Source organism: Novosphingobium resinovorum, from assembly GCF_001742225.1.
In the GTDB taxonomy this organism is placed as follows: Bacteria; Pseudomonadota; Alphaproteobacteria; order Sphingomonadales; family Sphingomonadaceae; genus Novosphingobium; species Novosphingobium resinovorum_A.
Genome location: NZ_CP017076.1, coordinates 510,011 through 530,543, shown reverse-complemented (window position 1 = coordinate 530,543; position 20,533 = coordinate 510,011). Strand labels below are relative to the sequence as shown.

Genomic DNA, 20,533 nt, shown 5'->3' with positions numbered 1-20,533 from the left:
GGTTATGCCGCCCACGCGGAAGGATCGTCCTCCCTCGCGACGAGGGCGAGGCCGTGGGCGATCGAGGTCAGTTCCCCGCCCGACATCAGCTTGCCCTCGCCGAACCGGCTGGAGAACACCGACCGCACAGCCGGAACCAGCGAAGTGCCGCCGGTCAGAAACACGCGGTCGATGTCGCTCTCGCCCAAGCCTGCCGTTTCGAGAGCCTGATCCACTGCCCCGGCCATCCGCGCGACGTCTTCGGCGATCCAGTCCTCGAACTCGGCACGGGTGACGCTGGCCTGCACTTCCACGCCTGCGCCGGAGAACCGGAATTCGGCGCGGTCCTCGCTGGAGAGCGCGCGCTTGAGGCAGCCGACGGCATCGTAGAGGGGAAAGCCCAGTTCGTTCTCGATCATCGCGATCATCCGGCCGATCGCGGCCGGGTCCACCGCGCTGCGGCGCAGGCGATCGAGTTCGTCCAGCGTGCGCCGGTTGCGCATCAAGGCGAGCTTGGACCAGTCGGCAAAGTCGGCGAAGTAGCCGCCGGGAATGTCCAGCACCTTGTCGAACGAGCGATACTGCCCGCCCTTGCCCAGTTGCGGCAGGACGAGCCGGTCGACGATGCGCTGGTCGAAACGGTCGCCCGCGATGCCGACGCCCGCATGGCCCAGCGGCACGCAGCGCTGGGCGGCGCCTGGCTCGCGGACCTGCACGACCGAGAAGTCGCTGGTGCCGCCGCCGAAGTCGGCGACCAGCAGGGTAGCCGCCTCGTCCAGTCGGGAGGCATAGCTGAACGCGGCGGCAAGCGGTTCGTAGACGTAGTGGATTTCGCTAGCGAAGCCTCCGAACATCGCGTCGTAGCGCTGCCGGGCCAGCCCCTCGTCGGCGCGCGCACCGGCGTAATGGACGGGACGCCCGATGACCGCACGATCGAGCCGGTCGAGTTCGCCGCCGGCGTGGGCAGCGAACTTCTGCAGGAACATACGGCCGAGGTCCTCGAACCGGTAGCGCTTGGTGAAGACCGAAGCGCTGTCGAACGCGGGACTGGCGGCGACCGACTTGAAGGACTGCAGGAAGCGGCTGTCGCTGGGGTATTCGAGGTATTCGTGGATGGCGTGCGGCCCCGCCTCCACCGCGAGCCCGCCGGGCACGCCTTCCTCCTGCCAGAAGCACAAGGCGGAGCGGAACACCTCGCCGCTGCCCTCGGGGCCGTCCAGCGCGACGAGGCGCGGCTGCGGCTCGGCATCGAGGGAAAGGGCGGCGACGCTGTTGGTGGTGCCGAAATCGATGCCCGCGCCAATGCGCTTGCGAGCGAGGTTCATGGTCGTTGCATGGCCCGATGATGGGAGAGGGACGCGGCCCACGCTCGTGCCCTCGCCCGCAGGGCAGCGTCAAGGGCCTGCCGCCGCGCCGGACGAATTAATCCGCCGCGAACCGGCTGTTGGCGTAAACCGGGTCGCTCCTGCCCCATTCGCCGATGGGCCTCAGGCTGGCATGCATCCCTTCGTCGCGGATTTCGTTCGAAGGCCGGGGGTCGTTCCAGTCAGTGATGACCTGCCGGCGCAGGATGCGCCACTCTCCTTCGCGACGCTCGAGGCGGTCGAGATAGCGGCCGGCCATTACGAACATCGCGTTGTCCGGGTCCAGTCCATGACCGGCAAGGCGGCCTAAGTAGCGGCTTCCGAGCAGGGCCTCGATCATCCCGGCCCGAACCCGGCAGGCGGAATAGAGATAGCTCTCGGCAACGGCGAAATCGCCGGACACCTCGATGTGGATGTTGAGCAGGCAATGCGTGCCCATGGCGAAGTACTGCGTGATCTCGCCGATGATGAAGGGCACGAACTCGCTGGCACGGCCTACATAGATGCCGTGGATGTCCTCGCCATCGGGCCAGTACACGGTCTTCATGAGGGCGAGGTCGGCGCGGTCGAGGGCGCGGCAGTAGCGCGTCAGAACGGCTTCCACGTCGCGCGCCGCGACGAGTTCGGCAAGCCGTTCGCGGGCGGAGAGGGCGGGGCTCACGGGCGGTTGGCCCAGACCGGGTCGCCCGGGCCGCGTTCGCCGAGGGGGCGCAGGGTGGCGAACATGCCCTGATCAAGAATCTCGTTGGAGGGGTGGTTGTCGTTCCAGTCCATCACGACCTTGCGGTGCAGGATGCGCCATTCTCCCGCGCGCCGCTCGAACTGGTCAAGATAGCGCCCACCGAAGTAGAAGGTGTGGTGCGCCGGATCGAGACCTTGCCCCGCGAACATTCGCATGTAGCGCGAACCGAAGATTTCCTGCGCCTTGCTTTCCCGTACCTTGTGATAGGCGAAGAGATAGGTTTCGGTCGCGGCGCGGTCACCCGCGATCTCCATGTGCACGTTCATGAGGCCGTGCATGGTGACCTCGAACCACTCCTGGATTTCGCGCACGATGAAGTCCGCGAAGTCGGCCGCATTGCCGTCGAAGACGCCGTGGCTGTCGGTGCCGTCGGGCCAATAGACGCTGCGCATGAGGTCCACGTCGCAGCGGTCCAGTGCGCGGGAATAGCGGGTGAGAACGGCATAAATGTCGCGTCGCGCGACGAGATCCTCAATCTCGGCATCGGTGACCATAGGGCCTCTCCTATAGTGGTCGGCAGCATGCTTTGGACGCCGATCCATGTGGTCGAGGATAAGGTTTCGATAAAATAAAACAATCGTGATTGTTTATATAATTGCATGGCCGGCAACCAAGGCCCGGCGGAATGTAAGCCCGATCTTAACCATAGATTATGGAATATCGCCTAGTCGCGCCTCTGGATGGGAGGCCGCTTGTGCGTGTCTCGGGACTCAGGGGGAAGATTTCTATGGTTCGTATGGTCAGTCACGTTGCGCTGGTCTGTGCGGCTGTCATGAGCACGCCGGTCATGGCGCAAGAGCAGGCTCCCGGTGCGGCGGATGCCGATGGCGACATCATCGTCACCGCCCGCAAGCGCGAGGAACGCGCGGTCGATGTGCCAATCGCGGTCACCGCGGTCAGCGGCGCGGCGCTGGAGAAGCGCGGCGCGGCCAATCTGGCGGACTTCCTGCAGGAAGCACCCGGTGTCGGCATCTATGACGGTGGTTCGGCGCTGGGCACCAAGATCACGATCCGCGGCATCTCGACCTCGCTGGGTGCCAACGAGAACGGATACTACCTCGATGACCTGCCGTTCACCGGCGTCACCGTGCCGCTCAGCCCGGACGTGCGCGCCTGGGATCTCGACCGCGTCGAAATCCTGCGCGGGCCGCAGGGGACGCTGTTTGGCGAGGGTTCGATGGGCGGCACCGTGCGCATCCTGACGCGCGGCGCTGACCTCGACCAGTGGGAAGCCAAGGGTCTGGGTATGGTCTCGGACACGCGCGGAGGCGGCACCAACGGGGGGGCTAAGGGTGCCTTCAATGCACCTATCGTGCCCGGAGTGCTCGCCGTTCGCGTCGCAGGCACCCATGAACGCTACCAGGGCTGGGTGGACAACAGCAGCACCGGCGCAACCAACGTCAACGACCAGACCTACGACACCTTCCGTGCGAGGCTGCGCTTCGATCCCGTCGACCGCCTGTCGATCACCGGCAGCTACTGGTGGTCGAAGTCGGACTTCCCGGCGGGCGGATCGAGCGCACGCGACGACGATCAGCAGACGCGCGGCACGGTGCCCTACAGCAAGAGCCGGATGGAGCTTTATGGCGCCACCGCCCGTTATGATCTCGGCGGGGCGGAGCTGTTCTACTCCTACACGCACAGCGACTTCGGGGTGCCGCAGAGCGGCATGTCCTCGATCGGCAGCATCGAGACGAACATCGACATCGCACTCGACGCTCACGAACTGCGCCTTGCCTCGACCGGCGACGGCCCGCTCAAGTGGACCGTGGGCGCCTATGCGCGCGATTCCCAGCGCAACGACACCGTCAAGTTCCCCGCACGCGGCATCGACAACGACGCGCAGATCAACTCGCGCGCCCGCGCCCTGTTCGGCGAGGCGACTTACACGCTGCCCGGCGTGCCCGTCGATCTGACCGCCGGCCTGCGCTACTTCGAGGACCGACTGCGCGGCTTCGAGGCGAATTCCGGCGTCGTTACCGACCAGCCGGGTGACACCTACAAGTCGTGGAACCCGCGTTTCTCGGTGGCTTGGCATCCGGTGGAGAACACCACGATCTATGCCAGCGCCGCCAAGGGCTTCCGCTCGGGCCAGTTGCAGCCGACGGTGCCGCTGATCCTCGGTCCGATCTACGGCGTCGAACTGCCCGCGGCACTGAGCCAGGATTCGATCTGGACCTATGAAGTGGGCGCCAAGGCCGAGCTGTGGGAGCGCAAGCTCTCGATTGAGGCTGCGGTATTCTACAGCGACTGGAAGGACGTGGCGGTCCGCATCCCGATCCCGGGAACGTCCTTCAACGGACTGGTCAATTCCAACGGCACCCACACCAAGGGCGCCGAACTGAGCCTCGTCGCGCAGCCGGTCTCGGGCCTGACGCTCTCGGCGGGCGGCGCATACGTCGATGCCGAGTACACCGACGCGGTAGCGGGCACGGCCATCGTCAAGGGTTCGGCCGTGGACGACGTGGCGAAGTTCACCGCCAACGCCTCGATCGACTATGCGGCTGCGATCACCGACACCGTGCAGGCGTTCGGCCGGGTGGGCTGGCAGCACAGCTCGCCGCGCCGCAATTCGTCCTACGCCGCGTTCCTGCCGGGCGACACGATCGACCGCGTGGACGCGCGGATTGGCGTCGAGTTCGCGCAGCTGACCATCGCCCTGTTCGCCGACAACCTGACCGACGAGAACGGCGCCACCAGCTTCCGTCAGGTGCAGCAGATCGGTCCGACGAGCTTCGACATCACCTCGAACCGCCTGCGCCCGCGCACGCTGGGCGTGGAAGCCAGCTTCCGCTTCGGCGGCCCGGCGCGCTGATGCCTAACCGCCCCGCCGCGAGTCGATCGCGGCGGGGCACTCTTGCGATGCGCGAAGCCTGCGATATATGGTTCATATACGAATCATATATGGAACTTCCCGATGGGCATCGTGAGCATCGATGACGACCTGCACGAGCAGGTCCGCCGCGCGAGCAAGGTTTCCTGCCGCTCGATCAACGCGCAGGCCGCGTACTGGATCAAGGTCGGCATGCTGTGCGAGACCAATCCCGGCCTCAGCTTCGCCCAGATCATGGAGCGGGAACTCAGCTCGGCCGGGGTCCTGCCGCCGACGCTGGCCCAATCTTCACCGTTGAGGATTGAGGCGGCGTGACCAAGACTCCCGAAGAACTGGCGCTGATGGCGCAGGCGGGGCGGCTGCTGGCCTCGGTTTTCGAGATGCTCGACACCGTGCCGCTCATCGGCAAGTCGACGCTCGATATAGATACCCTCGTCGAGCGGTTCATCGTCGATGATCTCAAGTCGCGCCCTGCCAGCAAGGGGCAGTACGGTTACGGCTTCGTGCTCAATTCCTCGGTCAACGACGTCGTCTGCCATGGTGTGCCGTCGTCGTCGGACGTGCTGCGCGACGGAGACATCGTCAATTTCGACATCACGCTGGAGAAGGACGGTTTCATCGCCGATTCCAGCAAGACCTACATGGTTGGCAATGTCGATCCGGCAGCGCGCAGGCTGGTCCAGGTCACTTACGAGGCCCTGTGGATAGGCATCCGCACCGTCCGTCCGGGCGCAAGGCTGGGCGATATCGGCGCGGCGATCGAGAAGCACGCCAAGCGCCACGGCTATTCGATCGTGCGCGAATACTGCGGCCACGGCATCGGCCGCGAGATGCACGAGGACCCGCAGATCCTCCACTTCGGCAGGCCGAACACCGGGATGATGCTGCGCGAGGGTATGGTCTTCACCATCGAGCCGATGCTCAATCGCGGACGCCGCAGCGTCTGGACGGAAGACGACGGCTGGACGGTGCGGACGAAGGACGGCTCGCTGTCCGCCCAGTTCGAACATACCGTCGCCGTCACCGCCACCGGCGTATCGGTGCTGACGCTACGCTCGGACGAGCGCGAGATGGTGCGGCGCAGGAAGGCCGCCTGAACTTTTCACCAACCTCGTCATTGCGAGCGTAGCGGAGCAATCCAGGGCGGTTTACGCGGCTCTGGATTGCTTCGCTACGCTCGCAATGACGAGGTGATGGTCCGGAGTTATTCCTCCGGCTTCACCCCGTGGCGTTCGAGGAAGCCGAAGATGCTGTTCCACAGGTGCACGCTGATGCGCGGGCCGCGCACGGCGTGGGTCTGGCCAGGATAGAGCATCATCTCGAACGGCGTCGCCTCACCCTGCATCTTCGCGATGAGGGTGGTGCTGTTCTCGAACACCACGTTGTCGTCCGACATGCCGTGGATCAGCAGCAACGGATCGGCGATCTTGCCCGCATCGTCCAGCGTGTCGGCCTTGCGATAGGCATCGGCGACCTTGCGCGGATCGCCCATGTAGCGCTCGGTGTAATGGGTGTCGTAGAGTTCCCACTTCGTCACCGGCGCGCCGGAGATGCCCGCCGCGTAGAGGCCCGGATCGGCCTCCAGCATCTTGAGCGTCATGTAGCCGCCGTAGGACCAGCCGTAAGTCGCGATCTTGGCCGGGTCCACGAAGTCCAGAGTCTTAAGGTACTCGGCCCCGGCACGCTGGTCCTGCACCTCCACCGTGCCCATGGCCTGATGGATCTGCGATTCGAATGCGACACCGCGATTGGCGCTGCCGCGGTTGTCGATCTCGAAGTAGATGTAGCCCTTGTCGACGATCGCCTGCGCCAGCGCGCCCTTCCATCCGCGCGTCACCGTCTGGACGTGCGGGCCGCCGTAATGCTCGAAGAACACCGGGTAGCGCTTGCCGGGCTTGAGCGGCGGGGTGATCATCATCCAGTGCAGGTCGGAGCCGTCCGCTGCCTTGATCGTGCCGAACGTCGTCGGTCTATGGCTGGCCATGTAGGGGCCATAGGGATGCGTGGCATCCAGCTTGTTCTCCTCCACCCAGGCAAGGCGCTTGCCGTTCTCGTCCGCGATGTAAGTCTGCGAGGGCTGGGTGGTCGAAGACCGGGTTATGAGCACCGTCGATCCGTCCCGGCTTCCTGAAGCGGCATTGGCCCAACCTGCCTCGGTCAACTGCTTCGGCGTGCCGGGCTTCGCGAGGTCGATAGCATACAGCTGCGGTGCCAGCACGTCGTCGCGGTTGCCGAGGAACAGCACACGGCCTTTCGCCTCGTCCACGGAGACGAGCTTGGTCACCATCCACTTGCCCGAAGTCAGCTGCTGCCACTTGCCGTTCCGGAAATGGTAGAGGTGCCCGTAGCCGTCGCGCTCCGACCACCAGACGAGGCTGCCATCCTTCAGGAAGCGATAGTTGTCGGTCAGATTGACCCAGCTGCCCTTGGCCGCCTCTTCGGTGAACAGGACGCGGCTCTTCCCAGTCGCGGGATCGACCGCCAGCATGTCGAGGCGGGTCTGCTCGCGGTTCTGGCGCTGGACGTAGAGCGTGCGCCCGTCCCGCGCCCAGTTGACGCGGGTGAGGTAGATGTCGCGGTCGGGGCCGAGGTCCACTTCGACACGGCCGCTGCCGTCCGGCTTCATCACATGGAGCGAGACGAGGGCATTGGGCGTGCCCGCCGCCGGGTAGCGCTGCTGGTAAGTGTGCGTGCCCTCGGCGCCGATCGCGGTGCGGGTGACCACGCCGACCGGCGCCTCGTCATAGCGCTCGACGGCGATGAGCCTGTCGTCGGGCGCCCACCAGTAGCCGTCCATGCGCGCCATTTCTTCCTGCGCGACGAACTCGGCCTCGCCCCAGTGGACGGTGTCGGCGGTTTCCTTCGGGGTGATCGGCTTGTGCTCGGTCCCGCCGAGCGGGCCGACGTAGAGCCGCCCGTCGCGCACGAACGAGACGTAGGCGCCCCTCGGACTCAGCGCGGCGTTCAGCTCGTCTTCGGGAGAGTCGGTCAGGCGGCGCACGGACCCGTCGATCCCGGCGAGGTAGAGGTCGCCGTCGAGCGGGACCAGCACGGCTTCGCCGCCCTCGGTCCACTCGTAGGAGATGATGCCCTTGAGACTGCCGACGCGCTGGCGTTCGCGCTGCATCTTCTCCGCCTCGCTCAGCGCGCGGCCGGAGCCGAGCTTGAGGGAATCGACGAGCATGCGCCATTCGCCATTGCGGCGGTCGTAGGCCCACAGGTCGTAGCGGTCCTTGTCCTCGGTGCGGCCGCGCAGCAGCGTGATGTAGCGTCCGTCCGGAGAGACCTTGACCGCGCGCGGCTGCGGTCCATCCAGCGAGGGGCTGGCGAAGACGCGGTCGAAGGTCAGGTCTGGTACGGTTTCGGGCATGGCGGAAGCGCTCCGTTCGGCGGGGGCAGCGAAGGCGGGAAGGGCGGCAGAAGGCAGCGCGGCGAGGATGCAGGCGCTCAGCAGACGGGCTCTGTTCATGTCCCATGTCCTAATGACAGGTCCGTGCAAGGGAAAGCCATTGGCGCTGCCCCTGGCATTTCTTATGTGGAGCGTCATGCGCTTACCGGTCGGCGGGGAGACCACAGTTTGAAGAAGATGTTGGCGGCGGGCCTGTCGATGGGGCTGCTTGCGCTGGCCTGTGCCGGAAGCGCGCGTGCGCAGGACGATGCATGGGCACCGCGCGCCCGCGCGGCTGCGTCCTATCTCGACGGGCAGTGGGGCAAGCCGGACGGCTGGGCGCAGAGCGAGGCGTGGCAACGCTTCGTGATCGTCGATGCCCTGCTTGACCATGCGCGCCGCACCGGGGACGATCGCTGGAACGCGCGCGTTTCTGCAGCAGTGCGTAATCGCTCCGGGCTCTATCTCAACGACGACGACTTGTGGGCGGTGATCGCCAACGTTCACGCTTGGCAGGTCGATCGCGATCCCGAATTGCTCGACTATGCCAGCACGACCTATCGGCGCATCGTCACCAGCTATTGGGACGATCGCTGCGGCGGAGGTATCTGGTGGGACCGCAAGCGGACGTACAAGAACGCGATCACCAACGAACTCCTGCTCTACGCCTCGACGCAGCTTTACCTTGCGACCGGCGAGGCGAGCTATCGCGACTGGGCCTTGCGGACATGGACGTGGTTCGAAGGATCGACGATGATCGACGGCGATGGGCTGGTGAACGACGGCCTCGATGCCGCCTGCCACAACAATGGCCAGCCGCGCTTCACCTATAATCAGGGCGTGCTGCTGGGTGGCCTGAGCGACCTCACCCGCATCACCGGCGATGCACAGTATCGCGCGCTGGCGGTCAGGACGGCGCTCGCGGCGACCCGCAAGCTGTCCAACCCCGGGGGCATCCTGCGTGAGCCGGTGCCCTCGATCGGTGCGGACGGGCGGATGTTCAAGGGCGTGTTCGCCTTTCATCTTGGGCACTTGCTTGACGATATGACGAATGAGCCTGAACGCGCGGAACTTGCCGCCTGGGCCGATCGCAACGCCGAAGTAGTCTGGACCCTGAGCGATGGCGGCACCCGGGCCGTCGCAGGCGATTGGTCGGAGGCATCGTCCCCGACGGACGCGGCGGCGCAGACCTCGGGCCTTGCGATGCTGCTTGCTGCATCGGGGGCAAAGCGTGAAGCACCGCCAAGGCAACTGGGCGCGGATCGCTAATTCTATCGCCGTCATTCGCGCGACAGCGGGAACCCATCTCCTGCGGTTTCCTGTTGCGCCCTCATCAGATGGGTCCCCGCCTTCGCGGGGATGACGATGATTGTTTCAATCGGCCACGTTCACGCTGGACTGAACGCCGGCGCAGCAGCGGTCAGACCAGCACTTCAGCGGTCTGGCGCCCGGCTTCCCCGAAGATGCGCAAGTAGCGTTCGATCTCCGCCGGGGTCCCGGTCGCCTTGGCGGGATTGTCGGAGAGCTTGACGGCCGGACGGCCGTTGGCTTCCACCACCTTGCAGACCAGCGAGATCGGATCGAGATCGTCCGTCGCGAAGGGCGCGCAGCCGCGGAAGTCGTTGGTCAGGTTGGTGCCCCAGCCGAAGCTCATCCGTACTCGGCCGTGGAAGTGGCGATAGGTCGCCTCGATGCTGTCGATATCCATGCCGTCGGAGAAGATCAGCAGCTTGGTCCGGGGATCGCGGCCCTTGTCCTGCCACCAGCGGATGATCTGCTCGCCTCCTTCGATCGGCGGGGCACTGTCGGGGCGGAAACCGGTCCAGTCCGCGACCCACTCGGGCGCATGGCGGAGGAACGACGCGGTCCCGAACGCATCCGGCAGGGCGATGAGCAGGTTGCCACCGTAGTGCGCCTGCCAGTCCTCGAGCACGCGGTACGGGGCACTGGCAACCGCTTCTTCCCCGTCGGCGAGGGCGGCGTAGACCATCGGCAGTTCATGCGCGTTGGTGCCGATCGCCTCGAGGTCCGCGTCCATTGCCAGCAGGACGTTGGAGGAGCCGATGAAGCGCTCGCCCAGTCCTTCCTTCAGGGCCTCGACGCACCAGCGCTGCCACAGGAAACCGTGGCGCCGCCGCGTGCCGAAGTCCGAGATGACGAGGTCGGGCAGGGCTGAGAGCCGCTCGACCTTTTCCCACAACTTGGCCTTGGCACGGGCATAGAGCACATCCAGTTCGAACCGGCCGCGCCCTTTCATGCCCGCGCGCGAGCGCAGTTCATTGATGATCGCGAGCGCCGGGATTTCCCACATCATCGTGTGCGTCCAGGGGCCGTGGAATCGCAGTTCGTACTGGCCGTCGCGCCGGTGAAGCTCGTACTCCGGCAGGCGGAACTCGCCCAGCCACGCGATGAATTCCGGGCTGAACATCTGTCTGCGCCCGTAGAAGCTGTTGCCCGCCAGCCAGATCAGTTCCTTCTTTCCGAACCGCAGCGAGCGCGCATGGTCCAGTTGCGCGCGCAGTTCCGCCTCGTCGATGATATCGGCGAGACGCACGCTGCGGGTGCGGTTGATCAGTTCGAAGGTCGCGTTCACTTGCGGGTGAAGCTGCCGGATCATCTGGAGCATCAGCAGCTTGTAGAAATCGGTGTCGAGCAGGCTGCGCACGATCGGGTCGAGCCGCCAGTTATGGTTGTAGGTGCGCGTGGCGATGTCGGTGAAAACCATGGTGGACCTGCTCAGGCGTTGGGGATGATCGGACGGAAACGGAAGAGTTCGGCGGGGCGGAACGAGGCCCCGGTCTCGCGCTCGCCGGTCGGCTCAAGCCAGCCCCGGTCGAGCATGCGGCGGCGGAAGGCCGACTTGTTGAGCGACTGGCCGAGGATCGCTTCATGCACGTCCTGCAGGGCGCGCAGGGTGAACCGCTCGGGCAGGAGCGCGAAGGCGAGGGAGGAGTAGTCGATCTTGCCCCGCAGCCGCTGCATCGCGACGCCGAGGATTTCAGCGTGGTCGAAAGCCAGCGACAGGCGGCCGTGCTTGCCCGCAGCCTGCGCCTTGCCGTCGCCCGGCATAGTGATCCGCGCCAGCGACAACGCGGGATCGGCCTCCAGCGCGGCAGCGAAGCGATCCGCCGGAAGCAGGGCGAAATAGGCCACGCTTATCACCCGCATGCGCGGATCGCGTTCGAGGGCTCCGAAAGTGTAGAGCTGCTCGACATAGGCGCCGTCCATGTGCGCCTTGTCGGCGAGCACCCGGCGCGCGGCCGAGTCCAGATCCTCATCGACCGAAACGAACCCGCCGGGCAGCGCCCAACTGCCTGCATGAGGGTGCTCATCGCGTCGGACCAGCAGGGCCGCCGGGGCTCCATCGACTATCGACATGAGCACGAGATCGACGGCGACCGAGGGGCGATCGTAGCCTTGGGCATCGTAACCCGCCAGAAATTCGGCCTCATCCTGGAGCACGTCCTGAACCCTTATGCGCAAGATGCGCTTTACTTATGTTCACAGTGAGTATATGTCAAGCGCATCAGCAGTACCCGGAGGGTCCGATGAGCGGTTTCGTGATTGTCGTGGACATGCAGCATGATTTCGTGCGGAGTTCCGGGGCGCTTCCGGTCCCCGATGCCGAGGCGATCGTCGCGCCGATGCAGGATTGGCTGGCCTCGCTCGACCCGCGCGAGGTGGCAGGCGTGCTCATGACGTTCGATACCCATGTCGTTGCGGAATATGTTGGCTCTGCAGAGGCGGAACAGTTCCCCATTCATTGCCAGAAGGGCACCGCAGGCTGGGTAAGCGTGCTCGACGTAGCCGCAATAGATTCTGCCATCCCGTTGTACACACTGGAAAAGGGTGTGTTCGACATGTGGCAGCAAGCGGACCTGCGCATCCGCTCCGGTCAGGGCGAGGAGTTCGAGCGGGATGCGTTCTTCCGCGATCTCGCCGGCCGAGGAATCGACTGCGTGACTGTGGTGGGAGTGGCCGCTGACTTCTGCGTGCGCTGGGCCGTGGAGGGTCTGCTCACGCGCGGTTTCAAGGTCGAGATGCCCGCTTCGCTGACGCGCGGGATCGGCAAGGATGCCCATGTCGTGGCGCAGGAACTTGGCCATGAGGATCGCCTGTGCCTGGCCGGATGAGCAACTGTTGCACCGATAGATAAATCCTCACTGTCCGGCGGTTTGCCGTCCAGTGGATAATCACCGTCGCTTTCGTGATCTCGCCTTCCGATGGGGTAAGGGTCGGTACGCCCCCATCTGAGGAACTACCATGACGCGACTTGACCAGCCCGGAACGGACAGGGCCATCGGCCCCGCCGTCGCCTGGGTCACCGTCGGCACGCTCTTTCTGGCGCAGATCGTGTCCACCATCGATCGCGGGATGCTGGCTCTGGTGATCGATCCGGTTCGCCGCGATCTTTCGATCAGCGAGATGCAGTTCGCGCTGCTGCAGGGGTTCGCGTTCTCCATCTTCTACGTCACCGTCGGACTGCCGCTGGGCGCCGTGGCGGACGTGGTGAACCGGCGCCGCCTGCTTATCGGCGGGATCGTGATCTGGAGCGCGGCGACGATCGCGGGTGGTTTTGCGCAGGGGTTCGGATCGATGTTCGCCTCGCGTCTGTTCATCGGCGTCGGCGAGGCGGTGCTGGGGCCTTGCGCGGTGACGATGATCAGTGACCTGTTTCCGCCTCACCGGCGCGGACGGCCCATGGCGCTTTACGTCTTCGGCAGCATGATCGCCTACGGCCTCGGCTCGCTGGTCAGCGGGGTGATCCTGGACCTGGCCCCCAAGGGCGTGTTCGCGGGCCTGCCGATCATCGGTGAACTCGCCCCGTGGCGCATCGCCTTCGCGCTTGTGGGAGCGTCCGGCCTGCTGATCGTGATTCTGCTGTTCCTGCTGCGCGAACCCGCACGCCGCAGCGATGCCGTCACCGGGTCGGAGCCGAAGCTCTCCTTCGCCGAGGGGCTCGGCCTGCTGGCGGCGCAGCGCGGGGTGTTCCTGCCGCTTTACGGATCGCTGGCGCTTTATGCGATGGGCGGTTCGGTGGCGACGGGATGGGGCGCCGTGTTCCTCACGCGCGCTTTCGGGTATCACGTCGGCGCGGCCGGAAAGGGCCTCGGCACCAGCCAGATCGCATGGTCGGTCGCCGGAGCGCTCGTCGCCAGCGTCGTCGTCGACCGTGTCGGCGCGCGCTCGGGAGCGCGTGGGCGGACGCGGCTTGCCGGAGCCCTGTCGCTGCTCGGCATTCCTTCGTGCCTGCCGCTGCTGTCCGGCAGCGCTCCGCTGGCCATGGTCATGCTGGGCGAGATCATGCTGGTCAGCGCCATTTACGGAACCACGATGCTGTCGGTGATCTCGGAGATCACGCCCACCAAGGTGCGCGGTTTCGCGGTTGCGCTCTATGCCTTCGTCATGACGATCATCGGCGCCTCGCTCGGCCCGCTGGCCGTGGCGTGGCTGACCGAGTCCGTGTTCGCCTCCCCGGCGGCGGTGGGTCGATCCATGGCGATCGTCGGGCTTTGTGCCTTCATCGCGGCGTCGCTGCTCGCTTTCCGCGCGGCTTCGCGCATCACCTCCGACCAACGGAACTGACCATGTCCAAAATCCTGCGCGGCTATGCGCCGAGCCGCTTCGGCCAACTCCACTATCGCATCGCAAAGTGCGACACCCCTGACGCCCTGCCGCCGCTGCTGTGCCTCCACCAGACGCCTAGCAACAGCGGCGACTGGCTACCGGTGATGGAGCCCTTGTCGGCCAAGCGCACCGTGATCGCCGTCGATACGCCGGGCTACGGCATGAGCGATTCCCCGCCCGAGCCGGTCACCATCGAGGATTTCGCCGAAATCATGGCGCAGTTCATGACCGACCTCGCGGCCGGGGGCGTGATCCAGGCCGGTCAGTTCGACGTCATGGGCTTTCACACCGGCTCGATCATCGCCACGCAGCTTGCCCGCAGTCTGCCGGAGCGGGTTCGCCGCGCAGTGGTCTTCGGCCTTGCCGCCTTTCCGGCCGAGCAGCGCGAAGCCAAGCTCGCCAACCTGCTCACGGCGTTCCCGCCCCCGGGTCCGGACTTGGCGCATGTCGAAAAGCTCTGGGCGATCATCGGCGAACTGAGCGACCCGCGCATCTCTTACGAAGAGCGTCACATCAGCATGGCCGAGTGCCTGCGCCTCGGCGGGCGGATGCCATGGGGCTATATCTCGGTCTATCGCTTCGACTTCCTCGGCGCGATGGCCGAAGTGGCGCAGCCGGTGCTGGTGATGAACCCCGAGGATGACTTGTGGGAGCCCACGCTTGCCAACTCGCACCACTATCCCAACGCCCGCCGCGTCGATCTCCTCGGGGTGAAGCATGGCGTGCTCAAGCTGGAAAACGCGCGCGTCGTCGGCGAGATCGACGCTCACCTGAGCTGATTACTTGAGCCGGGCGGCGGACATGCCACATTGTCCGCCGATTAGGTCGCCAAGGCAAAGGAAAACCCGTGAACCTCGTGCAGCTCAAGCGAATGATCGCGATCTACGAGAGCGGGAGCCTGCGCAAGGCGTCGAAGATGGTCGGCATCACGCAGCCCGCACTGACGCTCAGCATCCGCCAGCTGGAGGAGGAGTTCAACACCAGCCTCTTCGAGCGCGGCCCCAACGGCGTGCGCCCGACCGAGATGTGCGAGAAGCTGGTCCAGCGCGCGCGCCTCATGCTGATGGAGGAGCAGCGCATTCTCCACGACCTCGCGACCGCCAACCGCGTGCCCAAGGTGGCGGTGGGGGTGCATCCGATCATCATGAACGATACTATGAGCCGCGCCATGCGCCAGTTCGTCGAGCAGGCGGGCCACGTGGATATGTGGGTGCGCGAAGGCTACACGACGCAGCTGCTGGACCTGCTGTCATCAGGCGATCTCGACTTCGCGTTCTGCGGATTGCCTGAAGGTTACGCCGACGATGCGCTGGAATTCGAGCCGCTGTTCAAGCGCGAATATGCCGTCGTCGCCGCGCCGGACCACCCGGTTTTCGCTCTGACGGAGGACGATTTCGCCAGGGGCACCGACTTCGTCTGGGCGCATGTCAGCGCCTACGAGACGGCCGATCCGATCGACAACGACGACGTCGTGAACATGCTGCGCCGGTTCGGCTACGGACCTCAGAGCAAGTCGGTGAAAGCCTCGTCCACGACTTTCGTGAAGGCCATGATCCTGCACTCGGGCATGATCGGCATGGTCGCGTGCGAGGCTGTCGCCGACGAACTGGCGAGCGGCACTTTGAAGCGTCTGGCGGGCTCGGAAATTCCGGCGCCCGCCTTCGGCTTCATTACTCTCAAGGATCGCTACGAGACCCGCACCGTCCGGCTGCTCAAGGCGACCATCCGGCAATGGTGCGCTCGCAAGCCGAACTGAGCGCCAGTCACGTCTCGTCGAGGAAGGCCTTCAGCACACGGGCCGTGGCAGGCGGATTGTCCTGCATCACGAAGGCGCCCGAGTTCTCGACTATCATGGTCTTGCCGCGCTTCAGTTCGGCTTCCGCGGCGCTGCGGAACTTGAGGTAGGCCTTGTCGAACTGGCCGTAGACCAGCAGCGTCGGGGCTTCGATCCGGTTCATGGTTCCGGCGATCTCGGTGATCGCGACACCGCGTTCGGAAGGCTGGATCCACTTGCCCGCCGACTTGCGGCTGAGGATGCCCTCGGCATTGATCGGGCCGGTATTGATGATGCCGAAGGTCTTTGACAGCAGTTCCGGCGGCGTCGGAACCGGGTCGCCATTCTTGTCGAACAGGGTGCCCTGCTTGTCGTCCACCGCAACCTTGATCTCGGCCAGTGAGCGGCGATGGCCGAGAGCACAGGAGACGAGCGCGAGCTTGCCCACCCGCTCCGGCCAGAATGCGGCGAGCGGCACGGCGAGGCAGCCGCCGAGCGAGGTGCCTATCAGGTCCACCTTGTCGAAGCCGAGTTCGTCGAAAGCACCGACCAGCAGCGCGGCCGTCTCGCCAAGACTCTGGATGTAGGGCGCCGGGCCGTCCCAGCGCGAGCCGCCGTGACCGGGAAGGTCGAAGGCATAGACCTGCCGCCCCTCGGCCAGCATCGGCGCGACATGGCGCCAGTCGGACAGCCAGCCACCCAGCTTGTGCAGCAGCACCACCGGCAGCTTGCCTACAACCGGCTCTCCGATCACGGCATAGTGCAGCACGCCGCCCGCACGGCGCAGTTCGCCGAAGCGGGTCCACTGGCCTTTCGGGGGCGTCGGCAGGCTGGCAGCTTTCTGCGCGGCGAGGGCGGGAAACGCGCTGACTGCTCCGGCCAGACCTATACCCCGGGCAACATCACGACGGCTCAACATGGTCCTATTCCTCTTCGAAAGTGGCTGTAGCGGTCAGGCCCACATGCGGGGTTCGCACCCCAGCGCGGGATTGGCGACGAAGGCATTTTCCGGGCGCGGCAGGCCGAGGTTCTCGCGCAGGGTATCGCCTTCGTACTCGGCGCGGAACAGGCCGCGCTTCTGAAGGATGGGGATGACCTGGTCGACGAAATCCTCCAGCACGCCGGGCTGGTAGTTGGGCGAGAGCGAGAACCCGTCCGCAGCGCCCGCGCGGAACCAGTTCTCGCACAAGTCCGCCACCTGCTCGGGCGTGCCGGTATAGGAGAAGCTGGCGCGCGAGACGACGACGCGCCGGGCAAGCAGCCCGATCGGCAGGTCTTCCTCGCGGGCCATGCGGATGATCGACTGCTGCACCCACTTGCCGCCGTTGGTCTCGGGCAGGTCGGGCAAGCGATCATTGACCGAGAGGTGCGAGAGATCGACGCCGAGTTGCAGGCTGAGGGTGCGAAGGGCCAGAGCCTCGGGCACGAGGTCAAGCAGTTCCTCGTCGGCTCGGCGGGCCTCCGCCTCGCTGGCGCGGACCATCAACTGGACCGAGGGGATGATCTTCACGTGATCCGGGTTGCGGCCGAAGGCGGCGGCGCGGGCGCGCATGTCGTCGCGGAACTCCTTCGCGACTTCCACTGAACTGGCGGCGGTGAAGATCATGTCCGCGGTGCGCGCGGCCAGCGCGCGGCCGGGGCCGGAGCCGCCCGCCTGCACGATGATCGGGTGCCCTTGCGGCGGGCGGGCGACATTGAGCGGACCGGCGACGGAGAAGTGCTCGCCCTTGTGACCCAGTTCGTGGACCTTGGCGGGGTCGAAGTAGCGCGCCGCGTCGCGGTCGCGCAGGATCGCGCCGTCCTCCCAGCTGTCCCAGAGGTTCTTGGCTACGTCCACGAACTCCTCGGCGCGGGCGTAGCGGGCGTCGTGGTCCATGTTCAGGTCGCGCCCGAAGTTGCGCGCTTCGCCGTCGCTGGCGGAGGTGACGACGTTCCAGCCCGCGCGGCCCTTCGAGATATGGTCGAGCGAGGCAAAGCGGCGGGCGATCGCGTAAGGCTCGTTGTACGTGGTCGAGGCGGTGGCGATCAGGCCGATGTGCTTCGTGACGACGGCCAGCGCGGCGAGCAGCGTGGTCGGCTCCAGCTTGCCCGCGTAATCGGTAGCGGCGAAGGCGTCCTTGCCGGAAATGCTCGGAAAGCCTTGGGAATCGCCTGAGAAGTAGCAGTGCATCTTCCCGCGCTCGGCCGTCTGGGCGAGGTGAGCGAAGTGGGCGAAGTCGTGCTGGTCTACGGCAGGCGCGCCGGGCCAACGCCATCCGCCGGGGTGCGCGCCGCTGTTGTGGATGAAGGTGGCCAAAATCATCTGGTTGGGGTCGGGCATGGTACGGGCTCCGGAGAGATCACAAGTGGCTGGCGCCGATGACGCGCGCCAGTTCGCCATCCGCCGGGGCGGAGCGATAGGCGCGCGCGGCGGCCGCGAAACAGGCCGCCGCCAGCACGAGGCAGGGCAGGACGACGAGGACGAACGAGGCGGCGATGCGAGATGGATCGCCGAGCACCTTCTCCGAGACGAAGGCGATGGCGAACGGCCCTCCGGCGCCTGCGGGCAAGGCCGCGACGACGCTGAGGAAGGCGTAGGAGAAGCCGCGCATGTCGTTGGGCACGATCTCCTGCACGGTCGCGTTCATCGCGACGTTGAGCATCGGCGTGGTCAGGCTGATCGTGGCGAGCGCCGCAATGGCAAGGCCAAGGCCTGGCGCATAGCCCGCGAACGCGGTGGGCAGGGCGACCAGCGGCAGCACCGCCATCAGCCCGATGCGCCCGGCCTTGCGGGTGTCGGCCGCGAAGCCGCCGAGCAGGTAGCCGGAGACCCCAGCGATAAGCATGCCGAGGCCGAGCAGGTTGGCGATCTGGGGTAGCGTCAGCCCATAAGTGCGCATCAGCAGCGGCGCGGTCCATGAGGTCACACCGACGAAGGCGAGGTAATAGAGGCAGAAACCCGCAAACAGCGGCACGACCAGCTTCCGCTGGCGGCCGAGATAGGCCAGCTTCTCACCCACCCGCGCGGGCGCTTTTGCCTCAGCGGTAAGGCCGCGCCGGACGGGCTCGCGAATGGTCAGGAAGGCGAGGCCCACGGCCGGGCCGACGATGCCGCAGAGCAGGAACGCGCTGCGCCACGGGACGACGAGGCCATAGCCCGGCAGCGCGATATGCACCTGCGCTGCAAGGATCGCGCCCGGGATCACCGAGGACAGCGCGGTGCCGATCGTCGCGCCGATGAGGTAGGCGCTCAGCGCCCGGCCGCGCCGGTCGGGCGGGAACATGTCGGCGATCAGCGACATGGCGGCAGGCGCGACCGCCGCTTCGCCAAGGCCGACGAGGGCCCGAAACACGAAGAACGTCTCGAAATTCGGCGCGAGGCCGCCGAGCGCGGTGGACACACTCCAGACGATGATCGCGCCGCCCAGCACGCGCTTGCGTACATGTCGGTCCACCAGAGAGCCCAGCCACAGCCCGCACACTCCGCTCAGCAGCGAATAGGCGAGGCCCATGAGCAGACCCATGCGGATGTCGTCGATGCCGAGGTCGGCCTTGATCGGCTCGGCCAGCACGCCGACGATGGCCTTGTCAATGCTATAGAAATTGGCCGCGAGGAAAAGCAGCAGCATCGGCCAGAGCGTCTGGCGGAGCGGAGGGAAGGGCGCCGGGGTGTCAGTCGACACGAACGGTGCGCCCGTCGATGCAGGCCATCAGGCGGCCGTCGGCATCGTTGAGGATCTCGACCGTGTCGCCGTCGAGGTAGATGATGTCCTCGAAGTGGAACTTGCCGATCTCCGGGCCGATCCAGGGCAGGTCGCAGCTCAGGACCATGCGGTCTACTAGTTCGAAACTGTGCATGCCTCCGCCCGGATGCGGGTGATCGGTGTGCTCCAGCCCGACCGAGTGGAGGCCGCAGGCGCGGAACTCGGGGTTGCCGTGGGCCTGGATCGAGGCGACGACGGCCTTCTCCACGTCGCTGGAGAGGCGACCGGCGCGGAACTCCGGCAGCGCCGCCTGCCAGCCAAGCCGCGTAGCATTGTAGCGCTTGAGCTGTTCGGGCGAGGGCTCGCCGATGACTGCGGTGCGGCCGATGTCGCTGGTGTAGTGCGAGAACTCGGCGGTGGCATCGAAAGTCACCATGTCGCCCTGCTGCAGTTCGGCATTCTTGGGCAAGCGCCCGAAGCCGGGGCGGTAGGGCGTGATGAGCAGGAACACCGGGCGGCCGCCCGCCAGCGCGGCGGCGGACCAGAACACCCGCTCCGCCTCGGCGCAGGTGGCCCCGGCGGCAAGCGCCTCGGCCGAGAGCTGGAGCGACAGTTCGGTCTTGCGGGCGGCGGCGCGCATGTTGGCCATCTCAGCGGGCGTCTTGACCATGCGCATGTCGCGCAGGAGATCGCGCGCCGGGACGACGTCGATGGTGCCGCCGAGCAGTTCGTTGACGTCGAGGCCGAGGCCGCGATCCTCGAACGCCACGCGCGAGCGGTCGAGGCCGAGTTCGCGCAAGTATTGCGCTACCGCTTCCTGATGGTTCTGCGGCAGGCCCTCAGCGGTCAGCGCGGCCTGCACGCCGCCCGCGCCGATGCCGGGCTTGCGGGCGTAGCCGCGCACCGCCATCCACGTGCCCTGCCCTTGCTGGGGCTGGCCCATGTCGACCTCGAGGGTCAGCACGGCGGCATCGAGCGCATGGTCGCGCGGCAGGATCGCCAGCGCGAGATCGCCGAAGCCCCAACTTGCGTCGGTCGCCCAGCTGGAGAGGTAGTAGGTATTGATCGGGGTCGAGGCGACGACGACCGCGATGTCCTCGCAGTCCATCAGGGTGTCGGCGCGGTCTCGATTGATGAGCATC

18 protein-coding genes are annotated in these 20,533 nt (G+C 66.2%); 8 read left to right on the top strand and 10 right to left on the bottom strand.

Features of this window, described 5'->3' with window-relative positions:
- Window positions 1-2: 2 nt before the first annotated feature.
- The 3 genes from BES08_RS19930 to BES08_RS19920 all read right to left on the bottom strand — a co-directional run bounded on the left by BES08_RS19930 (window position 3) and on the right by BES08_RS19920 (window position 2,579).
- Window positions 3-1,304 carry an Hsp70 family protein gene (locus tag BES08_RS19930; RefSeq protein WP_069709400.1) on the bottom strand — a complete coding sequence of 434 codons (1,302 nt, stop codon included), beginning with the start codon at window positions 1,302-1,304 and terminating at the stop codon, window positions 3-5.
- 97 nt (window positions 1,305-1,401) lie between these two features.
- A complete protein-coding gene (locus tag BES08_RS19925) occupies window positions 1,402-2,004 on the bottom strand; it encodes a nuclear transport factor 2 family protein (protein ID WP_036528521.1) in 603 nt (200 codons plus the stop codon).
- Window positions 2,001-2,579, bottom strand: coding sequence for a nuclear transport factor 2 family protein (locus BES08_RS19920; protein WP_036528519.1), 579 nt, complete (start codon window positions 2,577-2,579; stop codon window positions 2,001-2,003). Before BES08_RS19920 ends, BES08_RS19925 begins: the two co-directional genes overlap by 4 nt.
- 233 nt (window positions 2,580-2,812) lie before the next feature.
- Between BES08_RS19920 and BES08_RS19915 the strand changes: the two genes are divergently transcribed.
- The 3 genes from BES08_RS19915 (at window position 2,813) to map (ending at window position 6,015) form a co-directional block, all read left to right on the top strand.
- The gene (locus BES08_RS19915; protein WP_036528517.1) at window positions 2,813-4,900 is read left to right on the top strand and encodes a TonB-dependent receptor; all 2,088 of its coding nucleotides are present in this window, start codon (window positions 2,813-2,815) and stop codon (window positions 4,898-4,900) included.
- 102 nt (window positions 4,901-5,002) lie between these two features.
- Complete coding sequence (locus BES08_RS19910; protein ID WP_036528515.1) at window positions 5,003-5,233, top strand: ParD-like family protein; 231 nt, start codon at window positions 5,003-5,005, stop codon at window positions 5,231-5,233.
- On the top strand, window positions 5,230-6,015 hold the full coding sequence (map, locus tag BES08_RS19905) for a type I methionyl aminopeptidase (RefSeq protein WP_069709399.1): 786 nt from the start codon (window positions 5,230-5,232) through the stop codon (window positions 6,013-6,015). The genes BES08_RS19910 and map overlap by 4 nt, the downstream gene beginning before the upstream one ends.
- A 107-nt stretch (window positions 6,016-6,122) precedes the next feature.
- Here map and BES08_RS19900 read toward each other — a convergent pair whose 3' ends face one another.
- The gene (locus BES08_RS19900) at window positions 6,123-8,387 is read right to left on the bottom strand and encodes a S9 family peptidase (protein WP_069709398.1); all 2,265 of its coding nucleotides are present in this window, start codon (window positions 8,385-8,387) and stop codon (window positions 6,123-6,125) included.
- A 117-nt stretch (window positions 8,388-8,504) separates the two neighbouring features.
- Here BES08_RS19900 and BES08_RS19895 point away from each other — a divergent pair, with 117 nt between their 5' ends.
- A complete protein-coding gene (locus tag BES08_RS19895) occupies window positions 8,505-9,575 on the top strand; it encodes a glycoside hydrolase family 76 protein (protein ID WP_069709397.1) in 1,071 nt (356 codons plus the stop codon).
- Window positions 9,576-9,726: 151 nt separating this feature from the next.
- On the opposite strand, the gene pncB is transcribed toward BES08_RS19895, so the two are convergent.
- Together pncB and BES08_RS19885 are read right to left on the bottom strand one after the other, a co-directional pair.
- Window positions 9,727-11,031 carry a nicotinate phosphoribosyltransferase gene (gene pncB / locus BES08_RS19890; RefSeq protein ID WP_008829288.1) on the bottom strand — a complete coding sequence of 435 codons (1,305 nt, stop codon included), beginning with the start codon at window positions 11,029-11,031 and terminating at the stop codon, window positions 9,727-9,729.
- An 11-nt stretch (window positions 11,032-11,042) separates the two neighbouring features.
- Complete coding sequence (locus BES08_RS19885; protein ID WP_008829289.1) at window positions 11,043-11,768, bottom strand: NUDIX hydrolase; 726 nt, start codon at window positions 11,766-11,768, stop codon at window positions 11,043-11,045.
- A gap of 86 nt (window positions 11,769-11,854) precedes the next feature.
- Between BES08_RS19885 and BES08_RS19880 the strand changes: the two genes are divergently transcribed.
- The 4 genes from BES08_RS19880 to BES08_RS19865 all read left to right on the top strand — a co-directional run bounded on the left by BES08_RS19880 (window position 11,855) and on the right by BES08_RS19865 (window position 15,690).
- A complete protein-coding gene (locus BES08_RS19880; RefSeq protein ID WP_008829290.1) occupies window positions 11,855-12,439 on the top strand; it encodes a cysteine hydrolase family protein in 585 nt (194 codons plus the stop codon).
- 130 nt (window positions 12,440-12,569) lie between these two features.
- A complete protein-coding gene (locus tag BES08_RS19875) occupies window positions 12,570-13,892 on the top strand; it encodes an MFS transporter (RefSeq protein ID WP_069709396.1) in 1,323 nt (440 codons plus the stop codon).
- Window positions 13,893-13,894: 2 nt separating this feature from the next.
- Window positions 13,895-14,713, top strand: coding sequence for an alpha/beta fold hydrolase (locus BES08_RS19870; RefSeq protein ID WP_069709395.1), 819 nt, complete (start codon window positions 13,895-13,897; stop codon window positions 14,711-14,713).
- Window positions 14,714-14,781: 68 nt separating this feature from the next.
- Window positions 14,782-15,690: a LysR family transcriptional regulator gene (locus tag BES08_RS19865; protein WP_069709394.1), complete on the top strand. Its 909-nt coding sequence runs from the start codon at window positions 14,782-14,784 to the stop codon at window positions 15,688-15,690.
- Window positions 15,691-15,697: 7 nt separating this feature from the next.
- Here the strand turns inward: BES08_RS19865 and BES08_RS19860 are convergent, their stop codons facing one another.
- Genes BES08_RS19860 through BES08_RS19845 form a run of 4 tightly spaced genes read right to left on the bottom strand, consistent with a single transcriptional unit; the run spans window position 15,698 to window position 20,532 of the window.
- A complete protein-coding gene (locus BES08_RS19860; protein ID WP_069709393.1) occupies window positions 15,698-16,627 on the bottom strand; it encodes an alpha/beta fold hydrolase in 930 nt (309 codons plus the stop codon).
- A 33-nt stretch (window positions 16,628-16,660) separates the two neighbouring features.
- On the bottom strand, window positions 16,661-18,028 hold the full coding sequence (locus tag BES08_RS19855; RefSeq protein ID WP_069709392.1) for an LLM class flavin-dependent oxidoreductase: 1,368 nt from the start codon (window positions 18,026-18,028) through the stop codon (window positions 16,661-16,663).
- Between the two features lie 19 nt (window positions 18,029-18,047).
- Window positions 18,048-19,370 (bottom strand): MFS transporter, encoded by a 1,323-nt coding sequence (locus tag BES08_RS19850; RefSeq protein WP_008829296.1) that lies wholly within the window; start codon window positions 19,368-19,370, stop codon window positions 18,048-18,050.
- On the bottom strand, window positions 19,360-20,532 hold the full coding sequence (locus tag BES08_RS19845; RefSeq protein WP_069709391.1) for a M24 family metallopeptidase: 1,173 nt from the start codon (window positions 20,530-20,532) through the stop codon (window positions 19,360-19,362). Before BES08_RS19845 ends, BES08_RS19850 begins: the two co-directional genes overlap by 11 nt.
- Window position 20,533: the final 1 nt, after the last annotated feature.

Coding starts and splice junctions, on each gene's coding strand:
- BES08_RS19880 (WP_008829290.1), top strand. CDS start 11,855: ATGAGCGGTTTCGTGATTGTCGTGGACATGCAGCATGATTTCGTGCGG.
- BES08_RS19875 (WP_069709396.1), top strand. CDS start 12,570: ATGACGCGACTTGACCAGCCCGGAACGGACAGGGCCATCGGCCCCGCC.
- BES08_RS19900 (WP_069709398.1), bottom strand. CDS start 8,387: ATGAACAGAGCCCGTCTGCTGAGCGCCTGCATCCTCGCCGCGCTGCCT.
- BES08_RS19930 (WP_069709400.1), bottom strand. CDS start 1,304: ATGAACCTCGCTCGCAAGCGCATTGGCGCGGGCATCGATTTCGGCACC.
- BES08_RS19845 (WP_069709391.1), bottom strand. CDS start 20,532: ATGCTCATCAATCGAGACCGCGCCGACACCCTGATGGACTGCGAGGAC.
- BES08_RS19860 (WP_069709393.1), bottom strand. CDS start 16,627: ATGTTGAGCCGTCGTGATGTTGCCCGGGGTATAGGTCTGGCCGGAGCA.
- BES08_RS19920 (WP_036528519.1), bottom strand. CDS start 2,579: ATGGTCACCGATGCCGAGATTGAGGATCTCGTCGCGCGACGCGACATT.
- BES08_RS19870 (WP_069709395.1), top strand. CDS start 13,895: ATGTCCAAAATCCTGCGCGGCTATGCGCCGAGCCGCTTCGGCCAACTC.
- pncB (WP_008829288.1), bottom strand. CDS start 11,031: ATGGTTTTCACCGACATCGCCACGCGCACCTACAACCATAACTGGCGG.
- BES08_RS19855 (WP_069709392.1), bottom strand. CDS start 18,028: ATGCCCGACCCCAACCAGATGATTTTGGCCACCTTCATCCACAACAGC.
- BES08_RS19910 (WP_036528515.1), top strand. CDS start 5,003: ATGGGCATCGTGAGCATCGATGACGACCTGCACGAGCAGGTCCGCCGC.
- BES08_RS19915 (WP_036528517.1), top strand. CDS start 2,813: ATGGTTCGTATGGTCAGTCACGTTGCGCTGGTCTGTGCGGCTGTCATG.
- BES08_RS19895 (WP_069709397.1), top strand. CDS start 8,505: ATGTTGGCGGCGGGCCTGTCGATGGGGCTGCTTGCGCTGGCCTGTGCC.